At 58.6% G+C, this 24,063-nt stretch carries 21 protein-coding genes and 1 tRNA gene; 12 read left to right on the forward strand and 10 right to left on the reverse strand.

The features are described from left to right. Positions 1–60: 60 nt before the first annotated feature. Complete coding sequence (xylB, locus tag AB8804_RS10055; protein ID WP_371185537.1) at positions 61–1,515, forward strand: xylulokinase; 1,455 nt, start codon at positions 61–63, stop codon at positions 1,513–1,515. 52 nt (positions 1,516–1,567) lie between these two features. Here the strand turns inward: xylB and AB8804_RS10060 are convergent, their stop codons facing one another. Next, the gene (locus AB8804_RS10060; RefSeq protein WP_371185539.1) at positions 1,568–2,563 is read right to left on the reverse strand and encodes an acyltransferase; all 996 of its coding nucleotides are present in this window, start codon (positions 2,561–2,563) and stop codon (positions 1,568–1,570) included. A gap of 202 nt (positions 2,564–2,765) precedes the next feature. Here AB8804_RS10060 and AB8804_RS10065 point away from each other — a divergent pair, with 202 nt between their 5' ends. The 4 genes from AB8804_RS10065 (at position 2,766) to AB8804_RS10080 (ending at position 8,055) form a co-directional block, all read left to right on the forward strand. Next, positions 2,766–3,053, forward strand: coding sequence for a YsaB family lipoprotein (locus tag AB8804_RS10065; RefSeq protein ID WP_371185607.1), 288 nt, complete (start codon positions 2,766–2,768; stop codon positions 3,051–3,053). 161 nt (positions 3,054–3,214) lie between these two features. After that, complete coding sequence (gene glyQ / locus AB8804_RS10070) at positions 3,215–4,126, forward strand: glycine--tRNA ligase subunit alpha (protein WP_003860141.1); 912 nt, start codon at positions 3,215–3,217, stop codon at positions 4,124–4,126. A 9-nt stretch (positions 4,127–4,135) separates the two neighbouring features. Further along, positions 4,136–6,205 carry a glycine--tRNA ligase subunit beta gene (glyS, locus tag AB8804_RS10075; protein ID WP_371185545.1) on the forward strand — a complete coding sequence of 690 codons (2,070 nt, stop codon included), beginning with the start codon at positions 4,136–4,138 and terminating at the stop codon, positions 6,203–6,205. 230 nt (positions 6,206–6,435) lie between these two features. Then, a complete protein-coding gene (locus AB8804_RS10080) occupies positions 6,436–8,055 on the forward strand; it encodes an ABC-F family ATP-binding cassette domain-containing protein (RefSeq protein WP_371185547.1) in 1,620 nt (539 codons plus the stop codon). A 41-nt stretch (positions 8,056–8,096) separates the two neighbouring features. On the opposite strand, the gene AB8804_RS10085 is transcribed toward AB8804_RS10080, so the two are convergent. Next, positions 8,097–8,384, reverse strand: a complete 288-nt coding sequence (locus AB8804_RS10085; protein ID WP_371185550.1) for an HTH-type transcriptional regulator — start codon at positions 8,382–8,384, stop codon at positions 8,097–8,099. A 332-nt stretch (positions 8,385–8,716) separates the two neighbouring features. On the opposite strand from AB8804_RS10085, the gene AB8804_RS10090 reads away from it, so the two are divergent. Both AB8804_RS10090 and cspA read left to right on the forward strand, forming a co-directional pair. After that, positions 8,717–9,427, forward strand: coding sequence for a DUF3053 domain-containing protein (locus AB8804_RS10090; RefSeq protein ID WP_371185552.1), 711 nt, complete (start codon positions 8,717–8,719; stop codon positions 9,425–9,427). A gap of 245 nt (positions 9,428–9,672) precedes the next feature. Next, entirely contained in the window at positions 9,673–9,885 is a 213-nt protein-coding gene (gene cspA / locus AB8804_RS10095; protein WP_003860775.1) for an RNA chaperone/antiterminator CspA, read from the forward strand. Positions 9,886–9,943: 58 nt separating this feature from the next. Here the strand turns inward: cspA and ghrB are convergent, their stop codons facing one another. The 6 genes from ghrB to AB8804_RS10125 all read right to left on the reverse strand — a co-directional run bounded on the left by ghrB (position 9,944) and on the right by AB8804_RS10125 (position 16,046). After that, positions 9,944–10,918 carry a glyoxylate/hydroxypyruvate reductase GhrB gene (ghrB, locus tag AB8804_RS10100; RefSeq protein WP_371185557.1) on the reverse strand — a complete coding sequence of 325 codons (975 nt, stop codon included), beginning with the start codon at positions 10,916–10,918 and terminating at the stop codon, positions 9,944–9,946. A 26-nt stretch (positions 10,919–10,944) separates the two neighbouring features. Beyond that, entirely contained in the window at positions 10,945–12,225 is a 1,281-nt protein-coding gene (locus AB8804_RS10105) for an MFS transporter (protein ID WP_371185559.1), read from the reverse strand. A gap of 169 nt (positions 12,226–12,394) precedes the next feature. After that, entirely contained in the window at positions 12,395–13,333 is a 939-nt protein-coding gene (locus tag AB8804_RS10110) for a sugar kinase (RefSeq protein ID WP_371185561.1), read from the reverse strand. Positions 13,334–13,336: 3 nt separating this feature from the next. Next, a complete protein-coding gene (locus tag AB8804_RS10115) occupies positions 13,337–14,086 on the reverse strand; it encodes a sugar phosphate isomerase/epimerase family protein (protein WP_371185564.1) in 750 nt (249 codons plus the stop codon). A gap of 101 nt (positions 14,087–14,187) precedes the next feature. Then, the gene (locus AB8804_RS10120; protein WP_371185566.1) at positions 14,188–15,204 is read right to left on the reverse strand and encodes a LacI family DNA-binding transcriptional regulator; all 1,017 of its coding nucleotides are present in this window, start codon (positions 15,202–15,204) and stop codon (positions 14,188–14,190) included. A 179-nt stretch (positions 15,205–15,383) separates the two neighbouring features. After that, a complete protein-coding gene (locus tag AB8804_RS10125) occupies positions 15,384–16,046 on the reverse strand; it encodes an OmpA family lipoprotein (RefSeq protein ID WP_371185568.1) in 663 nt (220 codons plus the stop codon). 212 nt (positions 16,047–16,258) lie between these two features. On the opposite strand from AB8804_RS10125, the gene AB8804_RS10130 reads away from it, so the two are divergent. Then, positions 16,259–18,538, forward strand: a complete 2,280-nt coding sequence (locus AB8804_RS10130) for a molybdopterin guanine dinucleotide-containing S/N-oxide reductase (RefSeq protein ID WP_371185609.1) — start codon at positions 16,259–16,261, stop codon at positions 18,536–18,538. Here the strand turns inward: AB8804_RS10130 and AB8804_RS10135 are convergent. Both AB8804_RS10135 and tag read right to left on the reverse strand, forming a co-directional pair. Continuing rightward, positions 18,507–18,947 carry an N-acetyltransferase gene (locus AB8804_RS10135; protein WP_371185570.1) on the reverse strand — a complete coding sequence of 147 codons (441 nt, stop codon included), beginning with the start codon at positions 18,945–18,947 and terminating at the stop codon, positions 18,507–18,509. The two genes, AB8804_RS10130 and AB8804_RS10135, sit on opposite strands and share 32 nt — an antisense overlap. Further along, a complete protein-coding gene (gene tag / locus AB8804_RS10140; RefSeq protein WP_371185572.1) occupies positions 18,925–19,506 on the reverse strand; it encodes a DNA-3-methyladenine glycosylase I in 582 nt (193 codons plus the stop codon). The genes AB8804_RS10135 and tag overlap by 23 nt, the downstream gene beginning before the upstream one ends. Positions 19,507–19,666: 160 nt before the next feature. Here tag and AB8804_RS10145 point away from each other — a divergent pair, with 160 nt between their 5' ends. The 4 genes from AB8804_RS10145 (at position 19,667) to AB8804_RS10160 (ending at position 23,930) form a co-directional block, all read left to right on the forward strand. After that, a complete protein-coding gene (locus AB8804_RS10145; protein ID WP_371185574.1) occupies positions 19,667–20,371 on the forward strand; it encodes an autotransporter domain-containing protein in 705 nt (234 codons plus the stop codon). Between the two features lie 239 nt (positions 20,372–20,610). Continuing rightward, positions 20,611–21,813 carry an MFS transporter gene (locus AB8804_RS10150; protein WP_371185576.1) on the forward strand — a complete coding sequence of 401 codons (1,203 nt, stop codon included), beginning with the start codon at positions 20,611–20,613 and terminating at the stop codon, positions 21,811–21,813. A gap of 259 nt (positions 21,814–22,072) precedes the next feature. Then, positions 22,073–23,764, forward strand: a complete 1,692-nt coding sequence (gene eptB / locus AB8804_RS10155; protein WP_371185579.1) for a kdo(2)-lipid A phosphoethanolamine 7''-transferase — start codon at positions 22,073–22,075, stop codon at positions 23,762–23,764. A gap of 89 nt (positions 23,765–23,853) precedes the next feature. Continuing rightward, a tRNA-Pro gene (locus AB8804_RS10160) sits at positions 23,854–23,930 on the forward strand. The last annotated feature ends 133 nt before the right edge of the window (positions 23,931–24,063 follow it).

Here is a 24,063-nt window from a genome sequence, read left to right on the forward strand (position 1 = left end):
CGGCACGTAGGCCCGGTACGCGCAGCGCCGCCGGGCATTTTCAGTTAAGGAATCCACTCTATGTACATCGGGATCGATCTGGGCACGTCGGGCGTAAAAGTCATTCTCCTGAGCGAGCAGGGCGAGGTATTAGCCACGCAGACGGAAAAGCTGCAGGTTTCACGTCCGCATCCGCTTTGGTCAGAGCAAGACCCTGAGCAGTGGTGGCAGGCGACGGACCGCGCAATGAAAGCGTTAGGCGAGCAGCACGGCCTGCAAGGCGTAAAGGCGCTGGGGATTGCTGGTCAAATGCACGGCGCAACGCTGCTGGACGGCCAGCACCGCGTGCTGCGCCCGGCGATCCTCTGGAACGACGGCCGCTGCGCGGAAGAGTGCGCCCTCCTCGAGGCGAAGGTGCTGAACTCGCGCGATATCACCGGCAACCTGATGATGCCCGGCTTCACGGCGCCTAAACTCCTGTGGGTGCAGCGCCACGAACCGGAGATTTTCCGGCAGGTGGCGAAAGTGCTGCTGCCAAAAGATTATCTGCGTTTTCGCATGACGGGCGATTTCGCCAGCGATATGTCTGACGCGGCGGGCACGATGTGGCTCGACGTGGCGAAGCGCGACTGGAGCGAGGCGATGCTCAATGCCTGCCAGCTCACGCGTGACCATATGCCCGCGCTCTTTGAAGGCAGCGAGGTTACGGGAGCGCTGCTGCCATCCGTTGCTGAGCGCTGGAATATGCCCGCCGTACCGGTTATTGCCGGTGGTGGCGATAACGCTGCGGGGGCGGTCGGCGTCGGCATGGTTGACGCCGGGCAGGCAATGCTTTCGCTCGGGACGTCCGGGGTTTACTTCGCGGTGAGCGATGGCTATCGCAGCAATCCTGAAAGCGCGGTACACAGTTTCTGCCATGCGCTGCCGGGCAAATGGCACCTGATGTCGGTGATGCTGAGTGCGGCATCGTGCCTTGACTGGGCGGCGAAGCTTACCGGCATGGACGATGTTCCTGCGCTTATCGCCGCCGCACAGCGTGCGGATGAAAGCGCGGGTGCCGTCTGGTTTTTACCTTACCTTTCCGGCGAGCGGACGCCGCATAACAATCCGGAAGCAAAGGGCGTGTTCTTTGGCTTAACGCACCAGCACGGCCCGGCAGAGCTGGCGCGTGCGGTGCTTGAGGGCGTGGGATATGCGCTGGCGGACGGCATGGACGTGGTGCACGACTGCGGGTTAAAACCGACCAGCATCACGCTGATTGGCGGCGGCGCGCGCAGCGCCTACTGGCGGCAGATGCTGGCGGATATCAGCGGCCTGCAGCTTGATTACCGCACCGGCGGTGACGTGGGGCCAGCGCTCGGCGCGGCGCGGCTGGCGCAGATCGCGATGAACCCTGATAAGCCGTTGAGCTCGCTTTTGCCGCAGTTACCGCTTGAACAGCAGCATCTTCCAGATGCGAAAAACCATGCGCTTTACGCTGAGCGGCGCGCGGTGTTCCGCACGATTTATCAGCAGCTTTTGCCGCTGATGTCTTAAACAAAAGCCGGGTGGCGCTGCGCTTACCCGGCCTACAATTCATGGGCTTATGCTAGCTCACAAACCTGCGCGTATCGATTTTTTGCAGCAGCATCGACAGCAGCAGGCTGACGGCCAGCGTGGCGGTGAAAATCCAGACGATATCCAGCGCGGGCCAGCTTTTCAGCTCCACGCCCCGCGTGCGCAGCGCGTGGATCACCAGCGCGTGAAAACCGTAAATCCCCAGAGAGTGACGAGAGATGAGCGCCAGTACCGGAAGAGGGCGCTTGTTCAGCGTATTTTTTACCAGCGTCAGCAGCGCCACGGCGCAGATAAAGACCATCGGGCCGCAGTAGAGATACCAGGTATCGGCAAAGTTGCCGCGCCACTGCAGCTCGTGCAGCGTTCCACGCGATATGACCACCACGCCGATAATAAACAGCGCCGCGCACAGCCCGCTTAGCCCGCGCTTGTGGGTATCCATCATGCCGATCGCACGCCCCAGCATGCCGTAGAGAATGTAGTAAAACGTGTCGCCGCTGATGTACAGGTTCACCGGCAGCCACTCAACGCCGCCTATTTTCTGCGAAACGGTATTCGGGTTCGCCACGATCCCAACCACCACCATCAGCGCCAGCAGCATCTTGCCGCTGACGTTTTTTACCTGAATCAGAGGTGAAACCAGGTAGATAACGATAATGGCGAAGAAAAACCACAGATGGTAGAACACCGGTTTTTGCAAAAGGTTTTTAAGTCCTGATTCGGCGTTGATTGAGGTGAAGAGGATGATATAAAGCAGTGCGACGGTGCTGTAGAACGCCAGGCATGACGCAATGCGAATAAAGTGTTTTGGCTGCGCGCTACGTTCGCCAAAAAAAAGAAAGCCTGAAATCATAAAGAACAGCGGCACGCTGACGCGGGAAGCGGAGTTGAGAATATTCGCGATATCCCAGCTAGCGGGGCTGATGCTGTGGGCATTAGTGACATACCAGGTCGTGGTATGGATCATCACCACCATCAGGCACGCGATGCCCCGCAGGTTATCGATCCAGCTAATTTTTGACTGCATCAGTTCCTCTGTATTCCTTGTAAAAACAGTGTGACCGCCAGAGCGCCTAAGCTTTCCGTTAGAAAAATCTGACTTTTGCTGACTAAACTTGCACGAAGGCAATGAGATTCGCAGAATCCCCAACCGTAATCTATAAAAGCAGTGATATTAAAAATAACAGCCACAGACCAGGGCGGTAATAAAAATGATGATTAAGCGCGTGATGACGCTCGCTCTGCTGCTTACGCTTGCAGGATGCAGTGGCTCGCCAGAAGTACCTGTGCAAAAGGCGCAGCAGGGTAAATTAAGCCCGCAGTCCTCTCTGAATATGGAGCAGTTGTGCAAGGACCAGGCTGCACGGCGCTATAACTCGGGCGCGGAGAATATCAGCGTCACCGGCTTCGAACGCTTTCAGGGAAGCTATGAGATGAGGGGCAATACCGCGCGTAAAGAGGGCTTTGTCTGCTCTTTTGACGCGGACGGCCAGTTTTTGCATCTCTCTATGCGCTAACCTGCGCGTATATTCAACAGCCAGACCGCCTGAGGGGGCTGGCTCGCAGGCTTAATTTCCCAATTTTCCCTAAACAGCCCCGTTTCGTACTGTATATCTTGCAGTCAGCGGGTATACTGATCCCTTCCATTTAAAACCACACGTATCCAGCACGAAATACTATGCAAAAGTTTGATACCAAGACCTTTCAGGGCCTGATCCTGACCTTGCAGGATTACTGGGCTCGCCAGGGCTGCACCATTGTTCAACCGTTGGACATGGAAGTTGGCGCAGGCACTTCACACCCGATGACCAGCCTGCGCGCGCTGGGGCCAGAGCCAATGGCGACTGCCTATGTGCAGCCATCCCGCCGTCCTACCGATGGCCGCTACGGCGAAAACCCGAACCGCCTGCAGCACTACTATCAGTTCCAGGTGGTGATTAAGCCTTCTCCGGACAATATTCAGGAGCTGTACCTTGGGTCGCTGAAAGAGCTGGGCATGGATCCAACCATCCACGACATCCGCTTCGTGGAAGATAACTGGGAAAACCCAACGCTGGGTGCCTGGGGTCTGGGCTGGGAAGTGTGGCTGAACGGCATGGAAGTGACGCAGTTTACCTACTTCCAGCAGGTTGGCGGCCTGGAGTGTAAACCGATCACCGGTGAAATCACCTACGGTCTGGAACGTCTGGCGATGTACATTCAGGGCGTAGACAGCGTTTACGACCTGGTCTGGAGCGACGGCCCGCTGGGTAAAACCACCTACGGCGACGTGTTCCATCAGAACGAAGTGGAGCAATCCACCTATAACTTCGAATACGCGGACGTGGACTTCCTGTTCACCTGCTTCGAGCAGTACGAGAAAGAAGCGCAGCAGCTGCTGGCGCTGGAGACTCCGCTGCCGCTGCCAGCCTACGAGCGTATTCTGAAGGCCGCCCACAGCTTCAACCTGCTGGACGCCCGCAAAGCCATCTCCGTGACTGAACGTCAGCGCTACATTCTGCGTATTCGTACCCTGACCAAAGCCGTTGCAGAAGCTTACTACGCGTCCCGTGAAGCCCTTGGCTTCCCGATGTGCAACCGAAACAAATAAGAGGCGGCCATGTCTGAAAAAACTTTCCTGGTGGAAATCGGCACCGAAGAGCTGCCACCAAAAGCCCTGCGCAGCCTGGCTGAATCTTTTGCTGCGAACGTGACCGCCGAGCTGGATAACGCTGGCCTGGCGCACGGTAAAATTGAGTGGTTTGCCGCACCGCGCCGTCTGGCGCTGAAGGTGGCTAACCTGGCGGCATCCCAGCCGGATCGCGAAGTTGAAAAACGCGGCCCGGCGATTGCCCAGGCGTTTGACGCCGAAGGCAAACCGAGCAAAGCGGCCGAAGGCTGGGCGCGCGGCTGCGGTATCACCGTCGATCAGGCCGAGCGTCTGACCACCGACAAAGGCGAATGGCTGCTGTATCGCGCCCATGTCAAAGGCGAAAGTGCGGAAGCGCTGCTGCCAAACATGGTTGCCACCTCACTGGCCAAGCTGCCGATTCCTAAGCTGATGCGCTGGGGCGCGTCCGACGTGCACTTCGTGCGTCCGGTTCACACCGTGACCCTGCTGCTGGGTGATGCCGTAATCCCTGCCACCATCCTGGGCGTGGCGTCCGATCGCGTGATCCGCGGCCACCGCTTTATGGGCGAGCCGGAGTTCACCATCGATAACGCCGACCAGTATCCGCAGATCCTGCTGGAGCGCGGCAAAGTCATCGCCGACTACGAGCAGCGTAAAGCAAAAATCAAAGCGGACGCGGAAGAGGCGGCGCGCAAGATTGGCGGTAACGCTGACCTGAGCGAAAGCCTGCTGGAAGAAGTCACCTCGCTGGTGGAATGGCCGGTGGTGCTGACCGCGAAGTTCGAAGAGAAGTTCCTGGCCGTGCCGGCGGAAGCGCTGGTGTACACCATGAAGGGCGACCAGAAGTACTTCCCGGTCTACGCCAACGACGGCAAGCTGCTGCCAAACTTCATCTTCGTCGCCAACATCGAATCGAAAGATCCGATCCAGATTATCTCCGGTAACGAGAAAGTGGTGCGTCCACGCCTGGCTGATGCCGAGTTCTTCTTCAACACCGACCGTAAAAAGCGCCTGGAAGATAACCTGCCGCGCCTGCAGACCGTGCTGTTCCAGCAGCAGCTGGGCACGCTGCGCGACAAGACCGACCGCATTGCGGAGCTGTCCGGCTGGATCGCCCGTGAAATCGGAGCGGACGTGAACCACGCGACCCGCGCGGGCCTGCTCTCCAAGTGCGACCTGATGACCAACATGGTGTTCGAATTTACCGACACCCAGGGCGTGATGGGCATGCACTACGCGCGTCACGATGGTGAAGCGGAAGACGTGGCTGTCGCCCTGAACGAGCAGTATCAGCCGCGCTTTGCCGGTGACGATCTGCCGTCTAACCCGGTGGCCTGCGCCGTGGCGATTGCCGACAAAATGGACACCCTGGCGGGTATCTTCGGCATCGGCCAGCATCCGAAAGGCGATAAAGACCCGTTTGCGCTGCGTCGTGCCGCGCTGGGCGTGCTGCGCATCATCGTTGAGAAGAACCTTAACCTCGATCTGCAGACCCTGACCGAAGAAGCGGTGCGTCTGTACGGCGACAAGCTGACCAACGCGAAGGTCGTCGATGACGTGATCGACTTTATGCTCGGTCGTTTCCGCGCCTGGTATCAGGACGAAGGCTACACCGTCGACACCATTCAGGCGGTGCTGGCGCGTCGTCCAACCCGTCCGGCTGATTTCGACGCGCGCATGAAGGCGGTGTCCCACTTCCGCACGCTGGAAGCGGCGGCAGCGCTGGCTGCGGCCAACAAGCGCGTATCCAACATTCTGGCGAAATCCGACGAGACGCTGAACGAGCGCGTGCACGCGGCAGCGCTGAAAGAGCCGGAAGAGATCGCCCTCGCCATGCAGGTTGTGGTGCTGAGCGACAAGCTGGAGCCGTACTTCGCGGAAGGCCGCTACCAGGAAGCGCTGGTGGAGCTGGCCGAGCTGCGCGAGCCGGTGGATGCGTTCTTCGAGAAGGTTATGGTCAACGTGGAAGACAAAGCGCTGCGCGTTAACCGCCTGACGATGCTTGAAAAACTGCGCGAGCTGTTCCTGCGCGTGGCGGATATTTCGCTGCTGCAGTAACCGCCCGCTCGGGCCTGGACAGGTTCAAAACCCGCTTCGGCGGGTTTTTTTATGGCGCACTGCTGAAAAATTAACCTTGAAACGCCCGGTAAAATGCCGCTATCCTTACCGCGTTAAATTTCTCCCCAGGAGCGCCCCCCAAAAATGAACAAACACGACTGATGAATTTCGATCCTTGCTAAACGCCACCGCGTCGGCAGGGGATGTTTTGATTTCATTCAGGAGTGCTTATGGCTCATTTTGCGCAGCCCCCTTCTTTTATTTTGCATCAGGTCACCTGTCAGTTTGCGACGGGCGATATCCTTTTTGGCCCGCTGAATCTCGCGCTGGAGCCGTCCCTTTGCGGGCTGGTGGGGCGTAACGGGAGCGGAAAAACGCGTCTTTTGCGCCTGCTCGCGGGGATAGACGCCCCCGCCAGCGGCCATATTGAGCGTTTTGGCTCGTTTGCCTACGTGGCGCAGCAGCACGACATTTCCCCGCACGCCACGCTGGCAGAGCTCCTCGGCCTTTCCGTAATCTTCGCCGCAAGAGCGCGCATCGACAGCGGTGATTACCGGGCAGACGATCTGAACATCCTCGACGGACGCTGGGATGTAGCCGAGCGTTTGCGTGCTGCCTTTAGCGATGCAAAGCTTCCGCCCTTTGAGCCGAACAGGCCCGCCGCAGAGCTGAGCGGCGGCGAGCGCATCCGCGCGCTGCTTTGCGGAGCGTTTACCGCGGGAGCGGATTTCCTGCTGCTGGATGAACCGACCAACCACCTCGATCGTCAGGGGCGGACGTGGTTTTACGAGCAGCTTGACCGACATCCCGGCGGCGCGCTGGTGGCGTCCCACGATCGTGAGCTGCTCTCCCGGGTGCCGCGCATTCTTGAGCTCAGCGCCGCTGGCCTGCGCAGCTTCGGAGGCCACTACGCGGACTACCAGCGCCAGCGCGATGCCGAGCAGCAGGCCGCCCGCTCGGCCCTGGAGCACGCGGCGACCGAACGCAAACGCACCCGCGCGCGTATGCAAAAAGAGCATGACGACAGCCAGCGGCGCTCGGCAAAAACGCTGCGCACCGTTGATACGCTCAACATCGCCTCGTTCGAACGGGTCAAATACAAAGGCGCGGCAAAGGAGCGCATCGGCTCATGGAAAAAGCAGCATAGCGATCAAAACGATGCGCTGAATGCCGCCGTGAACAAGGCGCGCGAGCGGGTGGAGGAGGATAACCCGGTCATGTTCACCCTGCCGGGCAGCCGCATCGCCGAAGGAAAACAGGTGCTGGTGCTTGAGGATCTGGTGCTGCCGCATGTGGATATCCCTCCGCTGAACTGGCGAATGGATGGCCCGATGCGCGTGGCGCTGCGCGGGCCGAACGGCTGCGGGAAATCCACCCTGCTGAAGGCGATCCTGGGAACGGAGCCTGCGGTTTCTGGCACCTGCCAGCGGTCGGTGGCGTGCGCATATCTCGATCAGCATCTGTCGCAGCTGGATCTCTCCCTGTCGGTGATGGCGCATCTCAACCTGAGCAATACGCTGCTGGAAGAGGGCGCGCTGCGCACGCGTCTGGCGCAGCTGCAGCTGGGGGCGGATAAAGTGACGCTTCCGCTGGCCGAGCTGAGCGGCGGTGAACGCCTGAAGGCCGCGCTTGCCTGCGCGCTGTGGCGAGAAGAGGCCGCACGGCTGCTATTGCTGGATGAACCGACAAACCATCTGGATTTGGCATCCGTACAGGCGATCGAGGCGGCGCTCGCCGAGTTTCCCGGCGCGCTGCTGGTCGTATCACATGATGATGCTTTCCTGAAAGGGCTTAGGCTGACGCATGAGCTGGCGTGGCGAGAAAACTGCTGGCGGTGTGAAAGGCTTTAAAACACAAACCCCCGCAACGGCGGGGGCGGCAACAAACTTTTTTACGCTATCTGCTTGCTGAGGGCAGGGTTCGCCTGAATCAGGCTCATCAGCTTTAACTCGCTTGGCGTGGGCTTTTCGCGTTTCGATTCCCACTCCAGCACCATCGCCACGCTGACGCCCATGGCTCTGGCAAATTCATCCGTTTTGAGTCCGGACCCTTTGCGTAAACGCTCAAATTCCGTAAAGGGATTGGACTTCTGTTGCAGCGTAATCGTCTGCGGCACATCTTTAAAAATAATCTGTTCCAGGCTGCTCAGCAGCTCAAACTCAGGATCTTTTAATTCCATTGAGAACTCCTCTTAAATCACACTGCGGGATCGTGAACAACAGAGAGCCTGTTAAGAATAGTCTCTGGAACAAACATAGGATCGTCACGGGTGTGATTAATTGTGCGGTAATAAATGCTTTATGCGTTTCAGCTCTCAGAAGGGCGAGGCTAATTCCCTGATTAGGCTTAGGTACGCTAACCAGCGTATTTTTTTGTAAATAGTCATAAATAAAACGGCAATAGCCGTAATGCGTGAAAAGGGTATCTTGCAGCGCTGACCTGGACTATTCTTGTAAGCCGTCAGGCACGCGTGTGCCGGTGTACGCTTTTTTGGGTGAAAGGAGTAATAAAATGGCGACAGGAAAGTCCTGCTCTCGCTGGTTTGCGCCTATTGCGGCGTTGTTGATGGTAGTTAGCCTGAGTGGGTGTTTCGATAAAGAAGGCGATCAGCGCAAAGCGTTTATCGATTTTCTGCAGAATACCGTGATGCGCAGCGGCGAGCGTTTGCCAACGCTGACTGCGGATCAGAAAAAACAGTTTGGTCCCTTCGTGTCCGATTACGCGATCCTTTACGGCTATTCCCAACAGGTGAGCCAGGCGATGGATTCCGGCATTCGTCCGGTTGTGGACAGCGTGAATGCCATTCGTGCGCCGCAGGATTACATGACCCAGCGCGAGCCGCTGCGTCAGTCCAACGGGGCGCTCGGCGTGCTGAGCCAGCAGCTGCAGAATGCTAAAATGCAGGCTGATGCGTCACGCTCCGCGCTGAAGCAGGGCGAGGATCTTAAGCCGGTCTTCGACAAAGTGTATGAGAAAGTGGTGACGAAGCCGTCCGACGCCCTGCAGCCGCTGATCCCGGCCGCGCAGATTTTCACTCAGCAGCTTGTGCAGGTGGGTGATTTTATTTCTCAGCAGGGTACGCAGGTGAGCTTTGTCTCCAACGGCATCCAGTTCCCGACTTCCCAGCAGGCAAGCGAATACAACAGCCTGATTGGGCCGCTGGCATCCCAGCACCAGGCCTTTAGCCAGGCGTGGAGTGCGGCAGTCGCCGCGACGGAATAAGTGTAAAACCCCGCTTCAGGCGGGGTTTTTTTATCATTGATCAAAATAACGCTTGTCATTCATCTACCACATCGGTATAACTATCCCCGTCGGTTTGTTACACAGACCTAAAGCAGTTTAGTTAAGCAGTCCAGATTGTTATCCATAGATACCCTTCGTAGTGACCCTTCCTTCATCGCTTAAAAATCTGTAACGCAATCCATCAAGCCGGAAGGCACAATATATTTGTTAATAAGGTAATTTCTATGTCTGCTAAAATGACTGGTCTGGTAAAATGGTTCAACGCTGATAAAGGTTTCGGCTTCATCACTCCTGACGATGGCTCTAAAGACGTGTTCGTACACTTCTCTGCTATCCAGAACGATGGCTACAAATCTCTGGACGAAGGTCAGAAAGTGTCCTTCACCATCGAAAGCGGCGCTAAAGGCCCAGCAGCTGGTAACGTTGTAAGCCTGTAAGCTTCCAACCCAGTAGCACAAAATTCAAAAACCCGCCTTCTGGCGGGTTTTTTCGTTTCTAGCCCTGAACCTGCGGGTTCACGCAGTTTCTCTCGACCCTTCCGCCCAGCGCGGCGATCAGGTTATCCACGGCGGTGGCCGCCATGTTGTAGCGCGTCTCATGGGTTGCCGAACCGATGTGCGGCAGCGCAACCACGTTTGGCAGGCTGAGCAGCGGCGAATCGACGGGCAGCGGCTCCTGCTCAAACACGTCCAGACCGGCCGCGTGGATTTCACCCTTTTGCAGCGCCTCAATCAGCGCCTTTTCATCCACTACCGGGCCGCGACCCGCGTTAATGAAAATGGCCGACTTCTTCATCTTCTCAAATGCCGACTTGCCGATCAGATGATGCGTTTCGTCCGTGAGCGGCAGGATAAGACACACGTAGTCCGCTTCCTGCAACAGCGCGTCCAGCTCGCAGTAGCGGGCGTTGAAGCGCTCTTCCGCTTCGCCGTGGTGGCGACGGGCGTTGTACAGAATCGGCATGTTGAAGCCGAAATGGGCGCGCTGCGCTAACTCCAGGCCTATGCGGCCCATGCCGACAATCCCCAGCGTTTTGCCGTGAACGTCGACGCCGAACCAGTCCGGCCCAATGCTTTTGGTCCATTCACCGGCCTTAACGCGCTCTGCCACTTCAACCACCCGGCGGGCGGTGGTAAGGACGAGCGCCATCAGCGTGTCGGCGACGGTTTCCGTCAGGGCGTGCGGCGTATGCATCAGCAGGATCTTACGCGCGTTGAGGGCGTCCACGTCGAAGTTGTCATATCCCACGGAGACCGTGGAGGTCGCACGAAGCTTCGGCATTTTCACCAGCAGCGCGGCATCCACCTTCTCGCTTGAGCCCAGCAGCCCTTCGGCGCGGGCGAACGCGTCCGCATGCTGGGCGACCGTCTCCGGGCTGAGGTCCTTCACCTGCGTCACGGCGAAGTGGTCTTCCAGGCGTTTATGCAGATCGTCTGGCAGTGCTTTATACAAAATGACGGACGGCTTCATGCTAATCTCCGTTGATTTTTAAAGGGTCAGGCGTGGCGTGCGCCGACGGGCAATTGCTGATTATTAGCAGGCTTCACAATCAGAGTTAGCCATACTGAGGCGAAAAGCGCCACCCCCATGAAAATGTACGAGGCTGACGGGCTGCCGGTTGCGCCGTTCAGGTAGCCGACAAACCAGGAGCCGAAGAATGACCCGAGCGCGCCCATGCTGTTGATCAGCGCCATCGCGCCGCCTGCTACGTTGCGCGGCAGCATCTCCGGGATGATGGCGAAGAAAGGACCGTACGGGGCGTACATGGCGGCACCCGCAATCACCAGCAGGGTATAAGAGATCCAGAAGTGGTTCGCGCCGACGGCCCAGGAGCCGATAAAGGCAAAGGCGGCAATCAGCAGCAGCGGCCAGACGAACAGCTTGCGGTTTTGCAGCTTGTCCGACGCCCATGAGCAGACAATCATAGCGATGGTGGCGGCCAGATACGGCACGGAAGACAGCCAGCCCACTTCCACCATGCCGAGGTTTTCACCGCCGCTGCGGATAATGGACGGCAGCCACAGCACGAAGCCATACACGCCGATGCTCCAGGTAAAATACTGAGCGCAGAGCAAAATCACGTTGCGCGAGCGGAAGGCTTCGCCATAGTTACGCACCGCCTTCAGCCCCTGCTGCTCCTTGTCGAGCTGCGCCTGCAGCGCGGCTTTTTCATCTTCCGAGAGCCATTTCGCCTGCGCGGGTTTGTCTTTCACCAGCACCCACCAGCAGAAGGCCCAAATCACCGCCGGTACGCCCTCGATGATAAACATCTCGCGCCAGCCGAAGGACTGGATCAGGTAGCCGGAGACGACCGACATCCACAGCACGGTGACCGGATTACCGAGGATCAGGAAGGTGTTGGCGCGCGAACGTTCGGACTTCGTGAACCAGTTGCTGATGTAGATCAGCATGGCGGGCATGACCGCCGCCTCCACCACGCCGAGAATAAAGCGAATGGCGGCCAGCGCGGGAATGTTGTTGACCACGCCGGTCAGTGACGCACAGCCGCCCCATAAAATCAGGCAGATAAAGATCAGCTTGCGCACGCTGCGGCGTTCCGCATAGATCGCGCCGGGGATCTGGAAGAAGAAGTAGCCCAGGAAGAAGAGGGCGCCCAGCAGCGAGGAGACGCCTTTGGTGATCCCCAGATCCTCGGTGATCCCCGCGGCGGATGCAAAGCTGAAGTTTGCGCGGTCAAGGTACGCCAGGCTGTACGTGATAAACACGATCGGCATGATGTACCACCAGCGTTTTACTGCATTGGTTGAACTGTTCATAGGCTTGCCTCTGTTGTTGAGGTTGTGACCGCCGTTGTCTGTAGGGTACACGGTGGCTTGTTTTGTTGGGTGCGATTTATGCCCCCTCACCCCGGCCCTCTTCCCAACGGGGAGAGGGTGTCGCAAGTTCCCTCTCCCCTTTGGGGAGAGGGTTAGGGTGAGGGGAAATTTAGATGCCGAGTTCTGCTCGTGTGGGCAGCCCTTCGCTGTCGCCCTGCACCTGAATGGCCAGCGAGCCGATTTTGTTGCCTCGCGCGACGGCGTCCCGCAATGATTTTCCTTCCAGCAGGGCGCTCACCACGCCGACGGCAAATCCGTCGCCAGCGCCCACGGTGTCGACCACGTTCTCCACTTTTACGGCGGCGACGGCACCCTGCTCGCCGTCTGCAGTTTTGAACCACGCGCCGTCGGCACCGGTTTTCAGCACCACAGCCTTCACGCCTTTGTTCAGGTAGAAATCAGCAATCCCCTCCGGCGTATTTTGCCCGGTCAGGATCATGCCCTCCTTCACGCCGGGCAGAACCCAGTCGGACTGGAAGGCGAGGCGGTTAAGCTTTTCGATCATCTCCGCTTCGCTTTTCCACAGCACCGGCCGCAGGTTGGGGTCGAACGAGATCGTCTTGCCCTGCGCCTTCATCGTTGCGGCAGCGTGATCCAGAAGTTCATATGAGCTGGCAGACAGCGCCGCCGCGACGCCGCTAAGGTGCAGGTGGCGCGCGCAGGCAAAATAGCCGGCGTGATAGTCGCTCACCGAGAGGTGGCTTGCCGCCGAGCCTTTACGGAAATACTCCACGATGGGATCGGTTCCATTTTCGACTTTCGATTTCAGCTGAAAGCCGGTTGGGAAGCGGGCATCAAGCGTTACGCCAGCGGCGTCGATGCCCTCTTTTTTCAGCGAGTCCAGAATGAAATGGCCAAAGCTGTCATCGCCCACGCGGCTGACCCAGCCGACGCTCAGCCCCAGGCGCGCCAGGCCGGTAGCGACGTTGAGCTCCGCGCCCGCCACGCGCTTGATAAAGTGCTCAACCGCGCGCAGCTCGCCCGTTTCGGTGGCGACAAACATGCCCATGGCTTCGCCAATGGTGATGACATCCAGCGTCTTGTGCATGGTTTACTCCTCACGCAGCAGGTTAACGTAGCGGCGGGTGACGGCGGTTAAGTCCGGTCCCTCCAGCGGAAATTCGATGCCGCGCGGGGCGTCGGCAGGCAGTTGATCCAGCAGCGCCAGCCAGCGCGCGTCGGTGGCGTCGGGGGCAACGGCGCGGAAGCGATCGTTGTGCGGTACGGCGGCTTTCACGTGAATGTAGCTGACGGCCGGAGCCAGTTGGCGCGCGGCCTCCTCAGGCGAATCCCCAACCCACAGCCAGTTGCCCATGTCGAACGTCAGCGTGACGGGCAGCGCCATGACCCGGCAGGCCGCCTTGAAGCGCTGCATAGGGGCGAGCTGGCCGCAGTCGGTCTGGTCATTTTCAACGACCAGCGCCATGCCGCTCTCGTTCAGCAGCGCGCGCAGGGCTTCAAGGGGATGTTTATCGCGGAAATGGCCGAGTGAAACCTTCAGCCACAGGGCGTTGATCGCGCTGGCTTCTGCCAGATAGGCGGGAAGGTCGGGGTTGAGCGTACCGTCGGGCATAAACAGGGCGGCTGGGGCGGAATAACACGCCAGCAGGCCCAGCAGTTCTATCGACTCACCGAGTGCGGGCAGGGCCTGCAGCTCGCCGGGGCTAAACAGCTCGCGGCGAATCTCTACGCCATCGGCGCCTGCGCCAGCAATCACGGGAAGCATCGCCCGCTGTCCGCCTGCCCGTCGTACCTGGTCCGCGCCGTACGCGGCGGTGACCACCATTATTTTCCTGCTCATTGCCCGGCTCCATCACGTCATCAATACTATTACGCTAGATGGAACCGGTTCCAAAGAAAAGATCGGGATGTTGAATTTATGATCGGTATCACGAAGGGAAATTAACGCGCCGTTGAGCCGCGAACGATCAGCTCGCCGGAGAAGACCCGCTCGCGCACGGCGTCGCTGGTGCCTTCAATGCGGCGAACCACCTGTTCTACAGCAGCATAGCCAATCTGCCAGGTGGGCTGTTTGAGGGTGGTAATGCCGACGCCCGCCAGCTCGGCCCATTCAAGCTCATCAAAGCCGAGCAGGCCAATATCGCTGCCCCAGTGCAGGCCGATGCGCTTCAGGGAGCGGGCAACCTGCAGCGTGAGCGCGCCGTTGGCGGAAATCACCGCTTTGCGCATGCCGCGATGGCGGGTGTGAAACTGGCGCAGAAGATTGTCGAGCTGGTCGGCTTCGTGCAGCGGGGTCTCTGCATTTTCGGCGATAATGCCGGGAAAACGTGCCAGCGTGGCGCGAAACGCGCCCAGGCGTTCGCGGCGGGTATTCACCATGCCCAGCGGCTCGCTCAGAAACAGGATCGCTTCAAACCCCTGCTCAATAAGATGCTCCGTGGCGGTGGTGGCCGCCTGAACGTTATCCAGCCCGACGACGTCGCAGGCAAATTCCGGGATTTTACGGTCGATCAGCACCATCGGCAGGGAGGACTGCTGCAGGCGGTTCAGCCCCTCTTCGCGCATGCCGACCGCGTTAACCACGATGCCTTCAACCTGGTAGCTGCGCAGCAGATCGAGATAGTGCTGCTCCTGGTCGACCTCGTTGTTGGTATTACATACCAGCGGCGTAAAGCCTTTTTCGCGGCAGGCGGCTTCGATGCCGCTGAGGACGTTAACCGAGTAGGGATTGGTGATATCGGCGATGATCAGCCCAATCAGGCGGGTGCGGCCGCGCTTGAGCCCGCGCGCCATGATGCTGGGGCGGTAGTCGAGATCGGCGATGGCCTGCTCAATGCGTGCCAGCAGCGCGTCGGACAGCAGGTGCTTCTCGCCGTTGAGGTAGCGCGAAATGCTGGTTTTTCCGGTTTTCGCGGCTTTCGCCACGTCGCTGATGGTGGCCCGTGCTGATTTGCTCATCGCTGATGTCCCTGAGGTAAGTGAGAACACCTTAGCGGGAAAATCTGGCGAATCAAGCATTTTGCCGGGTGGCGCTGCGCTTAGCGGAGGTTGCGGTCTGATGCCCTCACCACAATCCTCTCCCACGGGAGAGGGCGCAAACGCTAAAAACGGCAACGGGGTTGCCGTTTTGCTTTTACCTACTGAATCGGGCTTAACGTAATCTCTACGCGACGGTTCTGCGCTTTGCCTTCCGCCGTGCTGTTGCTGGCGATTGGATTTGCCGGACCCATACCGCGGGTGCGGATGCGGCTGGCGTCCACGCCCTGCGTAATCAGCGAGCTGGCGACGGAATCCGCGCGCTGCTGCGACAGGCGCATGTTCAGATCCTGGCTGCCGGTGCTGTCGGTGTAGCCCATCACGTTGACGGCGGTCTTGTTGTACTCTTTCAGCACCATCGCCACGCCGGTCAGGGTGTTCGCTCCGGCAGGCTTCAGGGTTGCGCTGCTGCTGTCGAAGGTGACGTTGTTAGGCATGTTAAGGATGATGTTATCCCCGCTGCGCGTCACGCTGACGCCGGTGCCTTTCATCTTGTCACGCAGCTTGGCTTCCTGCACGTCCATGTAATAGCCGACGCCGCCGCCCAGGGCTGCGCCTGCCGCCGCGCCAATCAGCGCGCCTTTGCCGCGATCTTTCTTAGAAGAGGAGAGGGCGCCAACGCCTGCGCCCACCAGTGAACCAAGACCTGCGCCGATGCCGGATTTCCCCGCTTCGCGCTCGCCGGTGTAAGGGTTGGTTGTGCAGCCTGAAACGGCCAGGGCGCCGCTCACCAGAGCAGCAATGACGAGAACACGTTTTTTCATCTTATTTCCTTAATCCTTTTTATTCTTTGCCACGACGCGCGCGGCAGTTGATTATGACGTCCGGATACGGAGAAAATTCCGGGTATAACTCTGAAATTTGTGACAAACCTTAAACAGCCTCAGCAAGAAGGCCGTAAAACCTGCAGACAACCAGGAGCGCACGCTTGATCACCTCAACAAAAACGATTCTGACCGCCGCCCACTGGGGGCCGATGCTGGTCGAAACGGACGGCGAAAATGTGCTGTCATCCCGCGGGGCGCTGCCCACGCAGCACCCTAATTCTCTGCAAACCGCGGTGCGCGATCAGGTGCACAGCAAAACCCGCGTGCGCTGGCCGATGGTGCGCAAAGGCTTTTTGGCCTCCCCGGATAAGCCGCAGGGCGTGCGCGGGCAGGATGAGTTTGTGCGCGTGAGCTGGGACGACGCGCTGGCGCTGATCCACGCGCAGCACAAGCGCATCCGCGACGGCTATGGCCCGTCGTCCATCTTCGCTGGCTCGTACGGCTGGCGCTCTAACGGCGTGCTGCATAAGGCATCGACCCTGCTGCAGCGCTACATGAGCCTGGCCGGCGGCTATACCGGTCACCTGGGGGATTACTCCACCGGCGCGGCGCAGGCGATCATGCCGTACGTCGTCGGCGGGAATGAGGTTTACCAGCAGCAGACCAGCTGGCCGCTAGTGCTGGAACATACTGACGTGGTGGTGCTGTGGAGCGCCAACCCGCTCAACACGCTGAAGATTGCGTGGAACGCCAGCGACGAGCAGGGCATTGGCTATTTTGACGCGCTGCGTAAAAGCGGCAAACGCATCCTCTGCATTGATCCGATGCGCTCAGAAACGATGGACTTCCTCGGCGACAGCGCCGAGTGGATTGCGCCGCACATGGGGACCGACGTGGCGATGATGCTGGGCATCGCGCATACGCTGGTCGAAAACGGCTGGCACGACGTGGATTTCCTTTCGCGCTGCACCACGGGCTTCGACACGTTCGCGGATTACCTGACGGGTCAATCCGACGGCACGGCCAAAACGGCCGAGTGGGCGGCGGAGATTTGCGGCGTTAATGCCGATAAAATTCGCGAACTGGCGACATTGTTCCATAAAAATACGACGATGCTGATGTCCGGCTGGGGAATGCAGCGCCAGCAGTTTGGCGAGCAGAAGCACTGGATGCTGGTGACGCTCGCGGCGATGCTCGGGCAGATCGGCACGCCGGGCGGCGGCTTCGGCCTCTCCTACCATTTTGCCAACGGCGGAAATCCTACCCGTAAGGCGGCGGTGCTGGCCTCGCTCCAGGGATCGGTGCCGGGCGGCGTGGACGCGGTTGATAAAATTCCGGTGGCGCGCATCGTGGAGGCGCTGGAAAACCCCGGCGGGTTCTATCAGCACAACGGGCTGGATCGCCACTTCCCGGACATTAAGTTCATCTGGTGGGCGGGCGGCGCAAACTTTACCCATCATCAGGATACCAACCGCCTGATCCGCGCCTGGCAGAAGCCGGAGCTGATAGTGATCTCCGAGTGCTTCTGGACCGCGTCAGCCAGGCATGCGGATATCGTTCTTCCGGCGACGACGTCGTTCGAGCGTAACGATCTCACCATGACCGGGGATTACAGCAACCAGCATATGGTGCCGATGAAGCGCGTGGTGGCGCCGCGCGACGAAGCGCGTGACGACTTCGAGGTGTTTGCCGAACTGAGCGAGCGATGGGAACGCGGCGGGCGCGAGCGCTTTACCGAAGGCAAATCGGAGCTGCAATGGCTGGAAACGTTCTATCAGATCGCCGGACAGCGCGGTGCCGCGCAGGGCGTCACGCTGCCGCCGTTCGCCGAGTTCTGGGAAAAGAATGCTCTCTTCGAAATGCCTGAAAGCGAGCAGAACGCGCGGTTCATTCGCTTCGCCGATTTCCGCCGCGACCCCGAGGGGCATCCGCTGAAAACCGAAAGCGGGAAGATTGTGATCCACAGCGACCGCATCGCCGGTTTTGGCTATGCCGACTGCCCGCCGCATCCGAAATGGCTTGAGCCGGACGAGTGGCACGGCAACGCGCAGCTTGACCAGCTGCAGGTGCTCTCTGCCCATCCGGCGCATCGCCTGCACAGCCAGCTTAACTATTCGTCGCTGCGCGAGGAGTACGCGGTCGCCGGGCGCGAGCCTGTCACCCTGAATGCAGAAGATGCGAAAGCGCGCGGGATTGAGAGCGGAGACGTGGTCCGCGTGTGGAACGCGCGCGGCCAGGTGCTGGCGGGCGCGGTGGTCAGCGACGGGATCAGGCCCGGCGTGCTCTGCATTCATCAGGGGGCCTGGCCGGACCTGGAGCCGAGCGAAGGCGGCATTTGTAAAAATGGCGCGGTTAACGTGCTGACCAAAGATCTCCCCAGCTCGAAGCTGGGGAACGGCTGCGCGGGGAATACGGCGCTGGCGTGGGTTGAGAAGTATACCGGGCCGGAACTTACGCTTACGGCGTTTGATCCGCCTCCCAGCTCATGATCCAGGTGGGGTGCTGGGTGTCATCCTGCCAGGCGCTGTCTTCAATGCGAAAACCCTGGGAGTGGTAGAAATTCACCGCCCGCACGTTCTTCTGGTACACCTCCAGGCTTAAGTTCGGGTAGCGCTGTTGAACGTGGTTCAGCAGCGCGCGCCCGAGGCCCTTGCCGATGAATGCCGGGGCGACAAACAGCGCGCCGACGAAGTGCGATGCCATCACGCTGACAAAACCGCGCGGTTTTCCATCCTCTTCCCAGACCCACGTTTCGGCGGAGGGGAGGTAAACGTCCCGCACCATGGCCTCATTCTCTTTCCAGTAGCCAGCGTCGATAAACGGATGCGCCTCGGTGGTGCTTTCAAGCCACAGGCTCAGCAGCGGCGCGGTGTTCTCATTTTGCCATTTGCGGATCATGCTGGTCTCCGGGGTAACACATGCAGCCGGTGATGTGGTCGTTCACCAGGCCGCACGCCTGCATGAAGGAGTAACAGATCGTGGTGCCGACAAACTTGAAGCCTCTTTTTTTCAGCGCCTTAGAGAGCGCGTCTGAGGCGGGCGTAGAGGTGGGGATGTCAGCCAGCGTGGCGGCACGCGAGACCTGCGGAGTGTTATCGACGAAGGACCAGACAAACGCTGAGAATGGCTCGCCGCTTTGCTCCATGGCGAGGTACGCGCGGGCGTTACCAATAATCGCCTGAATTTTACCGCGATGGCGGATGATCCCGGCATCCTGAACCAGCCTCTCTACGTCCTCTTCGGTCATCGCCGCGACGGCGACGGGATCGAACCGGTGGAAGGCGTTGCGATAGTTCTCTCTTTTTTTCAGCACCGTAATCCAGGACAGGCCCGCCTGCTGGCCCTCAAGGCAGATCATCTCGAAGAGTTTTTGGCCGTCGGTCTCCGGCACGCCCCATTCCCTGTCGTGATAGTCGATATAAAGCTGATCCTGGCTTACCCAGCCGCAACGTTGCATAGGTTATCTCCGTTAGTAATCCTGAAACCGCAAAAAATTCAATCGATCCGGCTTGACGCGCCTGCTAAAGAGACAATAGTTAATACAGGGCTATCTGTCCTCATACCTCTCTCTACAACGACAAAAATCGCCGAACTCGGCTCTCTCTGGAGTCGCTTTGATGATGATAAAAAAAATAAGTGGTCGCCATGCGGTCGTCGCGCTGGCGGGAACCGTAGTCTGTACTTTTTTTTCTAACACAGCGTCTGCCTGGCAACAGGAATATATCGTTTCGGACCCCCAGAGTAATACGTCAGAACGCTATACATGGGACGCCGATCACCAACCTCGCTATGACGATATTCTTGCGGAGCGTATTCGTACGTCGCAAAACGGCGCGGGATTCGCCTTCAGCGCGCCTTCCGGTACCGCGGCGGAAGAGACCTCCGCCATGAGTCTGGGCTGGAATTTTCCCGTTGCCGGAAATGTCACTACCGGGCCGGTCGCCGCCTGGCGCTACGACGGGACGCCGCCGACCATGATGAACGAGTTTGGCGATAGCATGACGACGCAGTCTCTCACCGATCCGCTCTGGCATGCCAGCGTCAGCTCGCTCGGCTGGCGGGTGGATTCGCAGTACGGCGGCCTGCGGCCCTGGGCGCAAATTAGCTATAACCAGCAGTTTGGCGAGAACCAGTGGAAATCCCAGTTCGGCATGTCGCAGTCGCCCGCTGCCCAGCAGTACGGCAACTGGATGGATGTGACCGTTGGCGCCGACATGCTGCTTAACACGCACATGGCGGCGTATGCCTCTTTGTCCCAGGCGGATAATTCAGCGACGGGAGAAAACGTGCTATACAGCCTGGGCGTGAGCGCCAAATTTTAGGGTTGTTAATTTTCTTTGATGTCGCGGTAACATCGTAGTTACAATGATGGCCGGGGTTTCAGCGATAGCGCTTACTCACATTTTTGCGATTCGCTCTCCGGCAAGGTCATTCATTCCCGATTCCAGGCATTTCATTCCGCCCTGCCTGCACTTCATGCCGTTTTACCCCATCCACGTCAGGGTTTTGTTTATCGTTGTCCTCAGTGAACTTCCTTAATTTCTCTTGCGGGACAACTGCCATGAACACATCAACCTATAACCGCACGCGTTGGCTGACGCTATTTGGCACCATTGTTACCCAGTTTGCGCTGGGGTCGGTTTACACCTGGAGCCTGTTTAACAGCGCCCTCTCGGACAAATTAGGGGCTTCCGTAAGCCAGGTGGCTTTCTCCTTTGGCCTGCTGAGCCTCGGCCTTGCGATCTCTTCCTCCGTAGCCGGGAAACTTCAGGAGCGGTTTGGCGTTAAGCGCGTGACGATGGCCTCCGGGATCTTACTCGGCGTGGGCTTTTTCCTCACCGCGCACTCCAACAACCTGCTGATGCTGTGGCTGAGCGCCGGGGTGCTGGTGGGGCTGGCCGATGGCGCGGGTTATCTGTTGACGCTCTCCAACTGCGTGAAATGGTTCCCGGAGCGTAAAGGGTTAATTTCGGCCTTTGCGATAGGCTCTTACGGCCTGGGCAGCCTTGGGTTTAAGTTTATCGATTCCCAGCTGCTGGCCTCCGTCGGCCTCGAAAATACGTTTATGATCTGGGGCGCAATCGTGCTGGTGATGATTCTGTTCGGCGCGACGCTGATGAAAGATGCGCCGCAGCAGGAAGTGAAAACGGTTAACGGCGTGGTGGAGAATGACTTCACGCTGGCGCAATCCATGCGTAAGCCGCAGTACTGGATGCTGGCGGTGATGTTCCTGACGGCGTGCATGAGCGGTCTGTACGTGATTGGCGTGGCGAAAGATATCGCCCAGGGCATGGTAAAACTGGATGTGGCCACCGCGGCCAATGCGGTGACGGTGATTTCCATCGCCAACCTGTCTGGCCGCCTGGTGCTGGGCATTTTGTCAGACAAGATGTCGCGTATCCGGGTGATCACGCTGGGGCAGGTGATTTCGCTGGTGGGGATGGCCGCGCTGCTGTTCGCTCCGCTTAACGAAGCCACGTTTTTCGCCGCGATAGCCTGCGTGGCCTTTAACTTCGGCGGCACGATCACGGTCTTCCCGTCGCTGGTGAGCGAGTTCTTTGGCCTGAACAACCTGGCGAAAAACTACGGCGTGATTTACCTCGGCTTCGGCATCGGCAGCATCTGCGGTTCGCTGATTGCCTCGCTGTTTGGCGGCTTCTACGTGACGTTCTGCGTGATATTCGCCCTGCTTATCCTTTCACTGGCGCTATCAACAACCATTCGCCAGCCGCAGCGCGAGGTCTTTAACGAAGCGCATGCGTAATGGGATATAAAAAAGGCCGGACTTCCGGCCTTTTTCATTGGCTGAAAACGCCCCCCGTTCAATATTACCCGCCGTTCCGCTTTCCTTTTTTGTAAAAAACTGTACCGATCACATTCTCTGCTGCCACTTTTCTCGTTTGCTGTGGTCTACTTACCACGCTTGTAGAAGATTCCTACAAAATCCCTTAAGCGCATATTTACGCTGTCCACTTTTAATACGAAGTTGACGGTGGTTCTGTCCCTTTTTCCGGGTTGCTTGCATGAAATACATTAAATCGATGGCGCAACAAAAGCTCTGCTTTTTGCTGGCGTTGTACATCGGCCTGTTTATGAATGGCGCCGTTTTTTTCCGTCGGTTTGACGGTTACGCGCAAGATTTCACCGTCTGGAAAGGAATTGCAGCGGTTGTCGAACTGGTCGCTGCGGTTTTAGTCACCTTCTTTTTATTCCGCATTCTCTCTTTGTTTGGTCGCCGCGTGTGGCGAGTGCTGGCGACGCTTGTCGTGCTGTGCTCGGCGGGTGCCAGCTATTACATGACCTTTATGAACGTGGTGATCGGCTACGGCATTATCGCCTCGGTGATGACCACGGATATTGACCTCTCAAAAGAGGTCGTTGGCCTGCATTTCATTCTCTGGCTGGTGGCGGTGAGCGCCTTGCCGCTGCTGCTTATCTGGAGCAACCGCTGCCGCTATACCCTGGTGCATCAAATCCGCACGCCGGGCAAGCGCTTCAGAAGCGTTGCGCTGGTGCTGCTGGCGGGCCTGATGGTGTGGGGACCGATTCGCCTGCTGGACGTGAAGCAGAAGAATGACGAGCGTACCTCCGGCGTGGATATGCCGAGCTACGGCGGCGTGGTGGCGAACTCGTATCTGCCTTCCAACTGGATTTCCGCGCTGGGGCTGTACGCCTGGGCGCAGGTGGATGAGTCCTCTGACAACAAATCGCTGATGAACCCGGCGAAAAAGTTCCGCTATGTGGCGCCGAAGGATATCGACGATACCTATGTCGTCTTTATCATTGGTGAAACCACGCGCTGGGATCACATGGGCATTCTGGGCTATGACCGCGACACGACGCCGAAGCTGGCGCAGGAGAAAAACCTTGTCGCCTACCGTGGCTACTCGTGTGATACCGCAACGAAGCTCTCCTTACGCTGCATGTTCGTGCGTCAGGGCGGGGCGAGCGATAACCCTCAGCGCACGCTGAAGGAACAGAACGTCTTCTCGGTGCTGCACCAGCTTGGGTTTACCTCCGATCTCTACGCAATGCAGAGCGAGATGTGGTTCTACAGCAATACCATGGCGCAGAACATTGCCTACCGCGAGCAGATTGGCGCGGAGCCGCGCAACCGCGGCAAGAGCGTGGACGATATGCTGCTGATCGACGAGATGAAAAACTCGCTGGACGGCAACCCGGACGGCAAGCACCTGATTATCCTCCATACCAAAGGGTCGCACTTTAACTACACCCAGCGTTATCCGCGCAGCTTCGCAAAATGGACGCCGGAATGTGTTGGCGTCGATAAGGACTGCAGCAAGGAGCAGCTGATCAACTCCTTCGATAACTCGGTGACGTACGTTGACCACTTCATTGATACCGTCATTGACCAGGTGCGCGATAAGAAAGCGATTGTGTTCTATGCCTCCGATCACGGTGAGTCGATTAACGAGTACGAACACCTGCACGGCACGCCGCGCAAAATGGCGCCGCCGGAGCAGTTCCGCGTCCCGATGATGGTGTGGATGTCCGACAAGTATCTGGAAGATCCGGAAAAAGCGAAGATGTTTGCTCACCTGAAGAAAGAGGCCGCGATGAAGGTGCCGCGCCGCCACGTTGAGCTGTACGACACCATCTTAGGCTGCCTGGGCTATACGTCGCCTGACGGTGGAATTAACGAAAATAACAACTGGTGTAAACTCCCTGATAACACCAGTAAAGCCGCTCACTAGCAGGTGGCGAGTTTATCGCCAAACGAACGGCTTTTTTAATTTAAGGGATTGACGAGGGCGCACCCCAGCAGTAAGATGCGCTCCGCATTCGGCGAGTAGCGCAGCTTGGTAGCGCAACTGGTTTGGGACCAGTGGGTCGGAGGTTCGAATCCTCTCTCGCCGACCACATTCGAAACCCTGCTCTTAGAGCAGGGTTTTTTGCATCTGGAAAAGAGTCAACGCAAGGTTAGCCCTTTTCACATTAGCGCGTTACTTATCTTAACTTACCAAAATACCCCTTATCCCCGCTTACCCCTGCC

Origin of the sequence: Enterobacter sp. KBR-315C3_2022, assembly GCF_041399425.1 — a bacterium.
Lineage (GTDB): Bacteria > Pseudomonadota > Gammaproteobacteria > Enterobacterales > Enterobacteriaceae > Enterobacter.

What these genes read in the sequence shown, in the direction of transcription:
- xylB (WP_371185537.1), top strand. Translation starts at nt 61, where the DNA reads ATGTACATCGGGATCGATCTGGGCACGTCGGGCGTAAAAGTCATTCTC.
- AB8804_RS10060 (WP_371185539.1), bottom strand. Translation starts at nt 2,563, where the DNA reads ATGCAGTCAAAAATTAGCTGGATCGATAACCTGCGGGGCATCGCGTGC.
- AB8804_RS10065 (WP_371185607.1), top strand. Translation starts at nt 2,766, where the DNA reads ATGACGCTCGCTCTGCTGCTTACGCTTGCAGGATGCAGTGGCTCGCCA.
- glyQ (WP_003860141.1), top strand. Translation starts at nt 3,215, where the DNA reads ATGCAAAAGTTTGATACCAAGACCTTTCAGGGCCTGATCCTGACCTTG.
- glyS (WP_371185545.1), top strand. Translation starts at nt 4,136, where the DNA reads ATGTCTGAAAAAACTTTCCTGGTGGAAATCGGCACCGAAGAGCTGCCA.
- AB8804_RS10080 (WP_371185547.1), top strand. Translation starts at nt 6,436, where the DNA reads ATGGCTCATTTTGCGCAGCCCCCTTCTTTTATTTTGCATCAGGTCACC.
- AB8804_RS10085 (WP_371185550.1), bottom strand. Translation starts at nt 8,384, where the DNA reads ATGGAATTAAAAGATCCTGAGTTTGAGCTGCTGAGCAGCCTGGAACAG.
- AB8804_RS10090 (WP_371185552.1), top strand. Translation starts at nt 8,717, where the DNA reads ATGGCGACAGGAAAGTCCTGCTCTCGCTGGTTTGCGCCTATTGCGGCG.
- cspA (WP_003860775.1), top strand. Translation starts at nt 9,673, where the DNA reads ATGTCTGCTAAAATGACTGGTCTGGTAAAATGGTTCAACGCTGATAAA.
- ghrB (WP_371185557.1), bottom strand. Translation starts at nt 10,918, where the DNA reads ATGAAGCCGTCCGTCATTTTGTATAAAGCACTGCCAGACGATCTGCAT.
- AB8804_RS10105 (WP_371185559.1), bottom strand. Translation starts at nt 12,225, where the DNA reads ATGAACAGTTCAACCAATGCAGTAAAACGCTGGTGGTACATCATGCCG.
- AB8804_RS10110 (WP_371185561.1), bottom strand. Translation starts at nt 13,333, where the DNA reads ATGCACAAGACGCTGGATGTCATCACCATTGGCGAAGCCATGGGCATG.
- AB8804_RS10115 (WP_371185564.1), bottom strand. Translation starts at nt 14,086, where the DNA reads ATGAGCAGGAAAATAATGGTGGTCACCGCCGCGTACGGCGCGGACCAG.
- AB8804_RS10120 (WP_371185566.1), bottom strand. Translation starts at nt 15,204, where the DNA reads ATGAGCAAATCAGCACGGGCCACCATCAGCGACGTGGCGAAAGCCGCG.
- AB8804_RS10125 (WP_371185568.1), bottom strand. Translation starts at nt 16,046, where the DNA reads ATGAAAAAACGTGTTCTCGTCATTGCTGCTCTGGTGAGCGGCGCCCTG.
- AB8804_RS10130 (WP_371185609.1), top strand. Translation starts at nt 16,259, where the DNA reads ATGCTGGTCGAAACGGACGGCGAAAATGTGCTGTCATCCCGCGGGGCG.
- AB8804_RS10135 (WP_371185570.1), bottom strand. Translation starts at nt 18,947, where the DNA reads ATGATCCGCAAATGGCAAAATGAGAACACCGCGCCGCTGCTGAGCCTG.
- tag (WP_371185572.1), bottom strand. Translation starts at nt 19,506, where the DNA reads ATGCAACGTTGCGGCTGGGTAAGCCAGGATCAGCTTTATATCGACTAT.
- AB8804_RS10145 (WP_371185574.1), top strand. Translation starts at nt 19,667, where the DNA reads ATGATGATAAAAAAAATAAGTGGTCGCCATGCGGTCGTCGCGCTGGCG.
- AB8804_RS10150 (WP_371185576.1), top strand. Translation starts at nt 20,611, where the DNA reads ATGAACACATCAACCTATAACCGCACGCGTTGGCTGACGCTATTTGGC.
- eptB (WP_371185579.1), top strand. Translation starts at nt 22,073, where the DNA reads ATGAAATACATTAAATCGATGGCGCAACAAAAGCTCTGCTTTTTGCTG.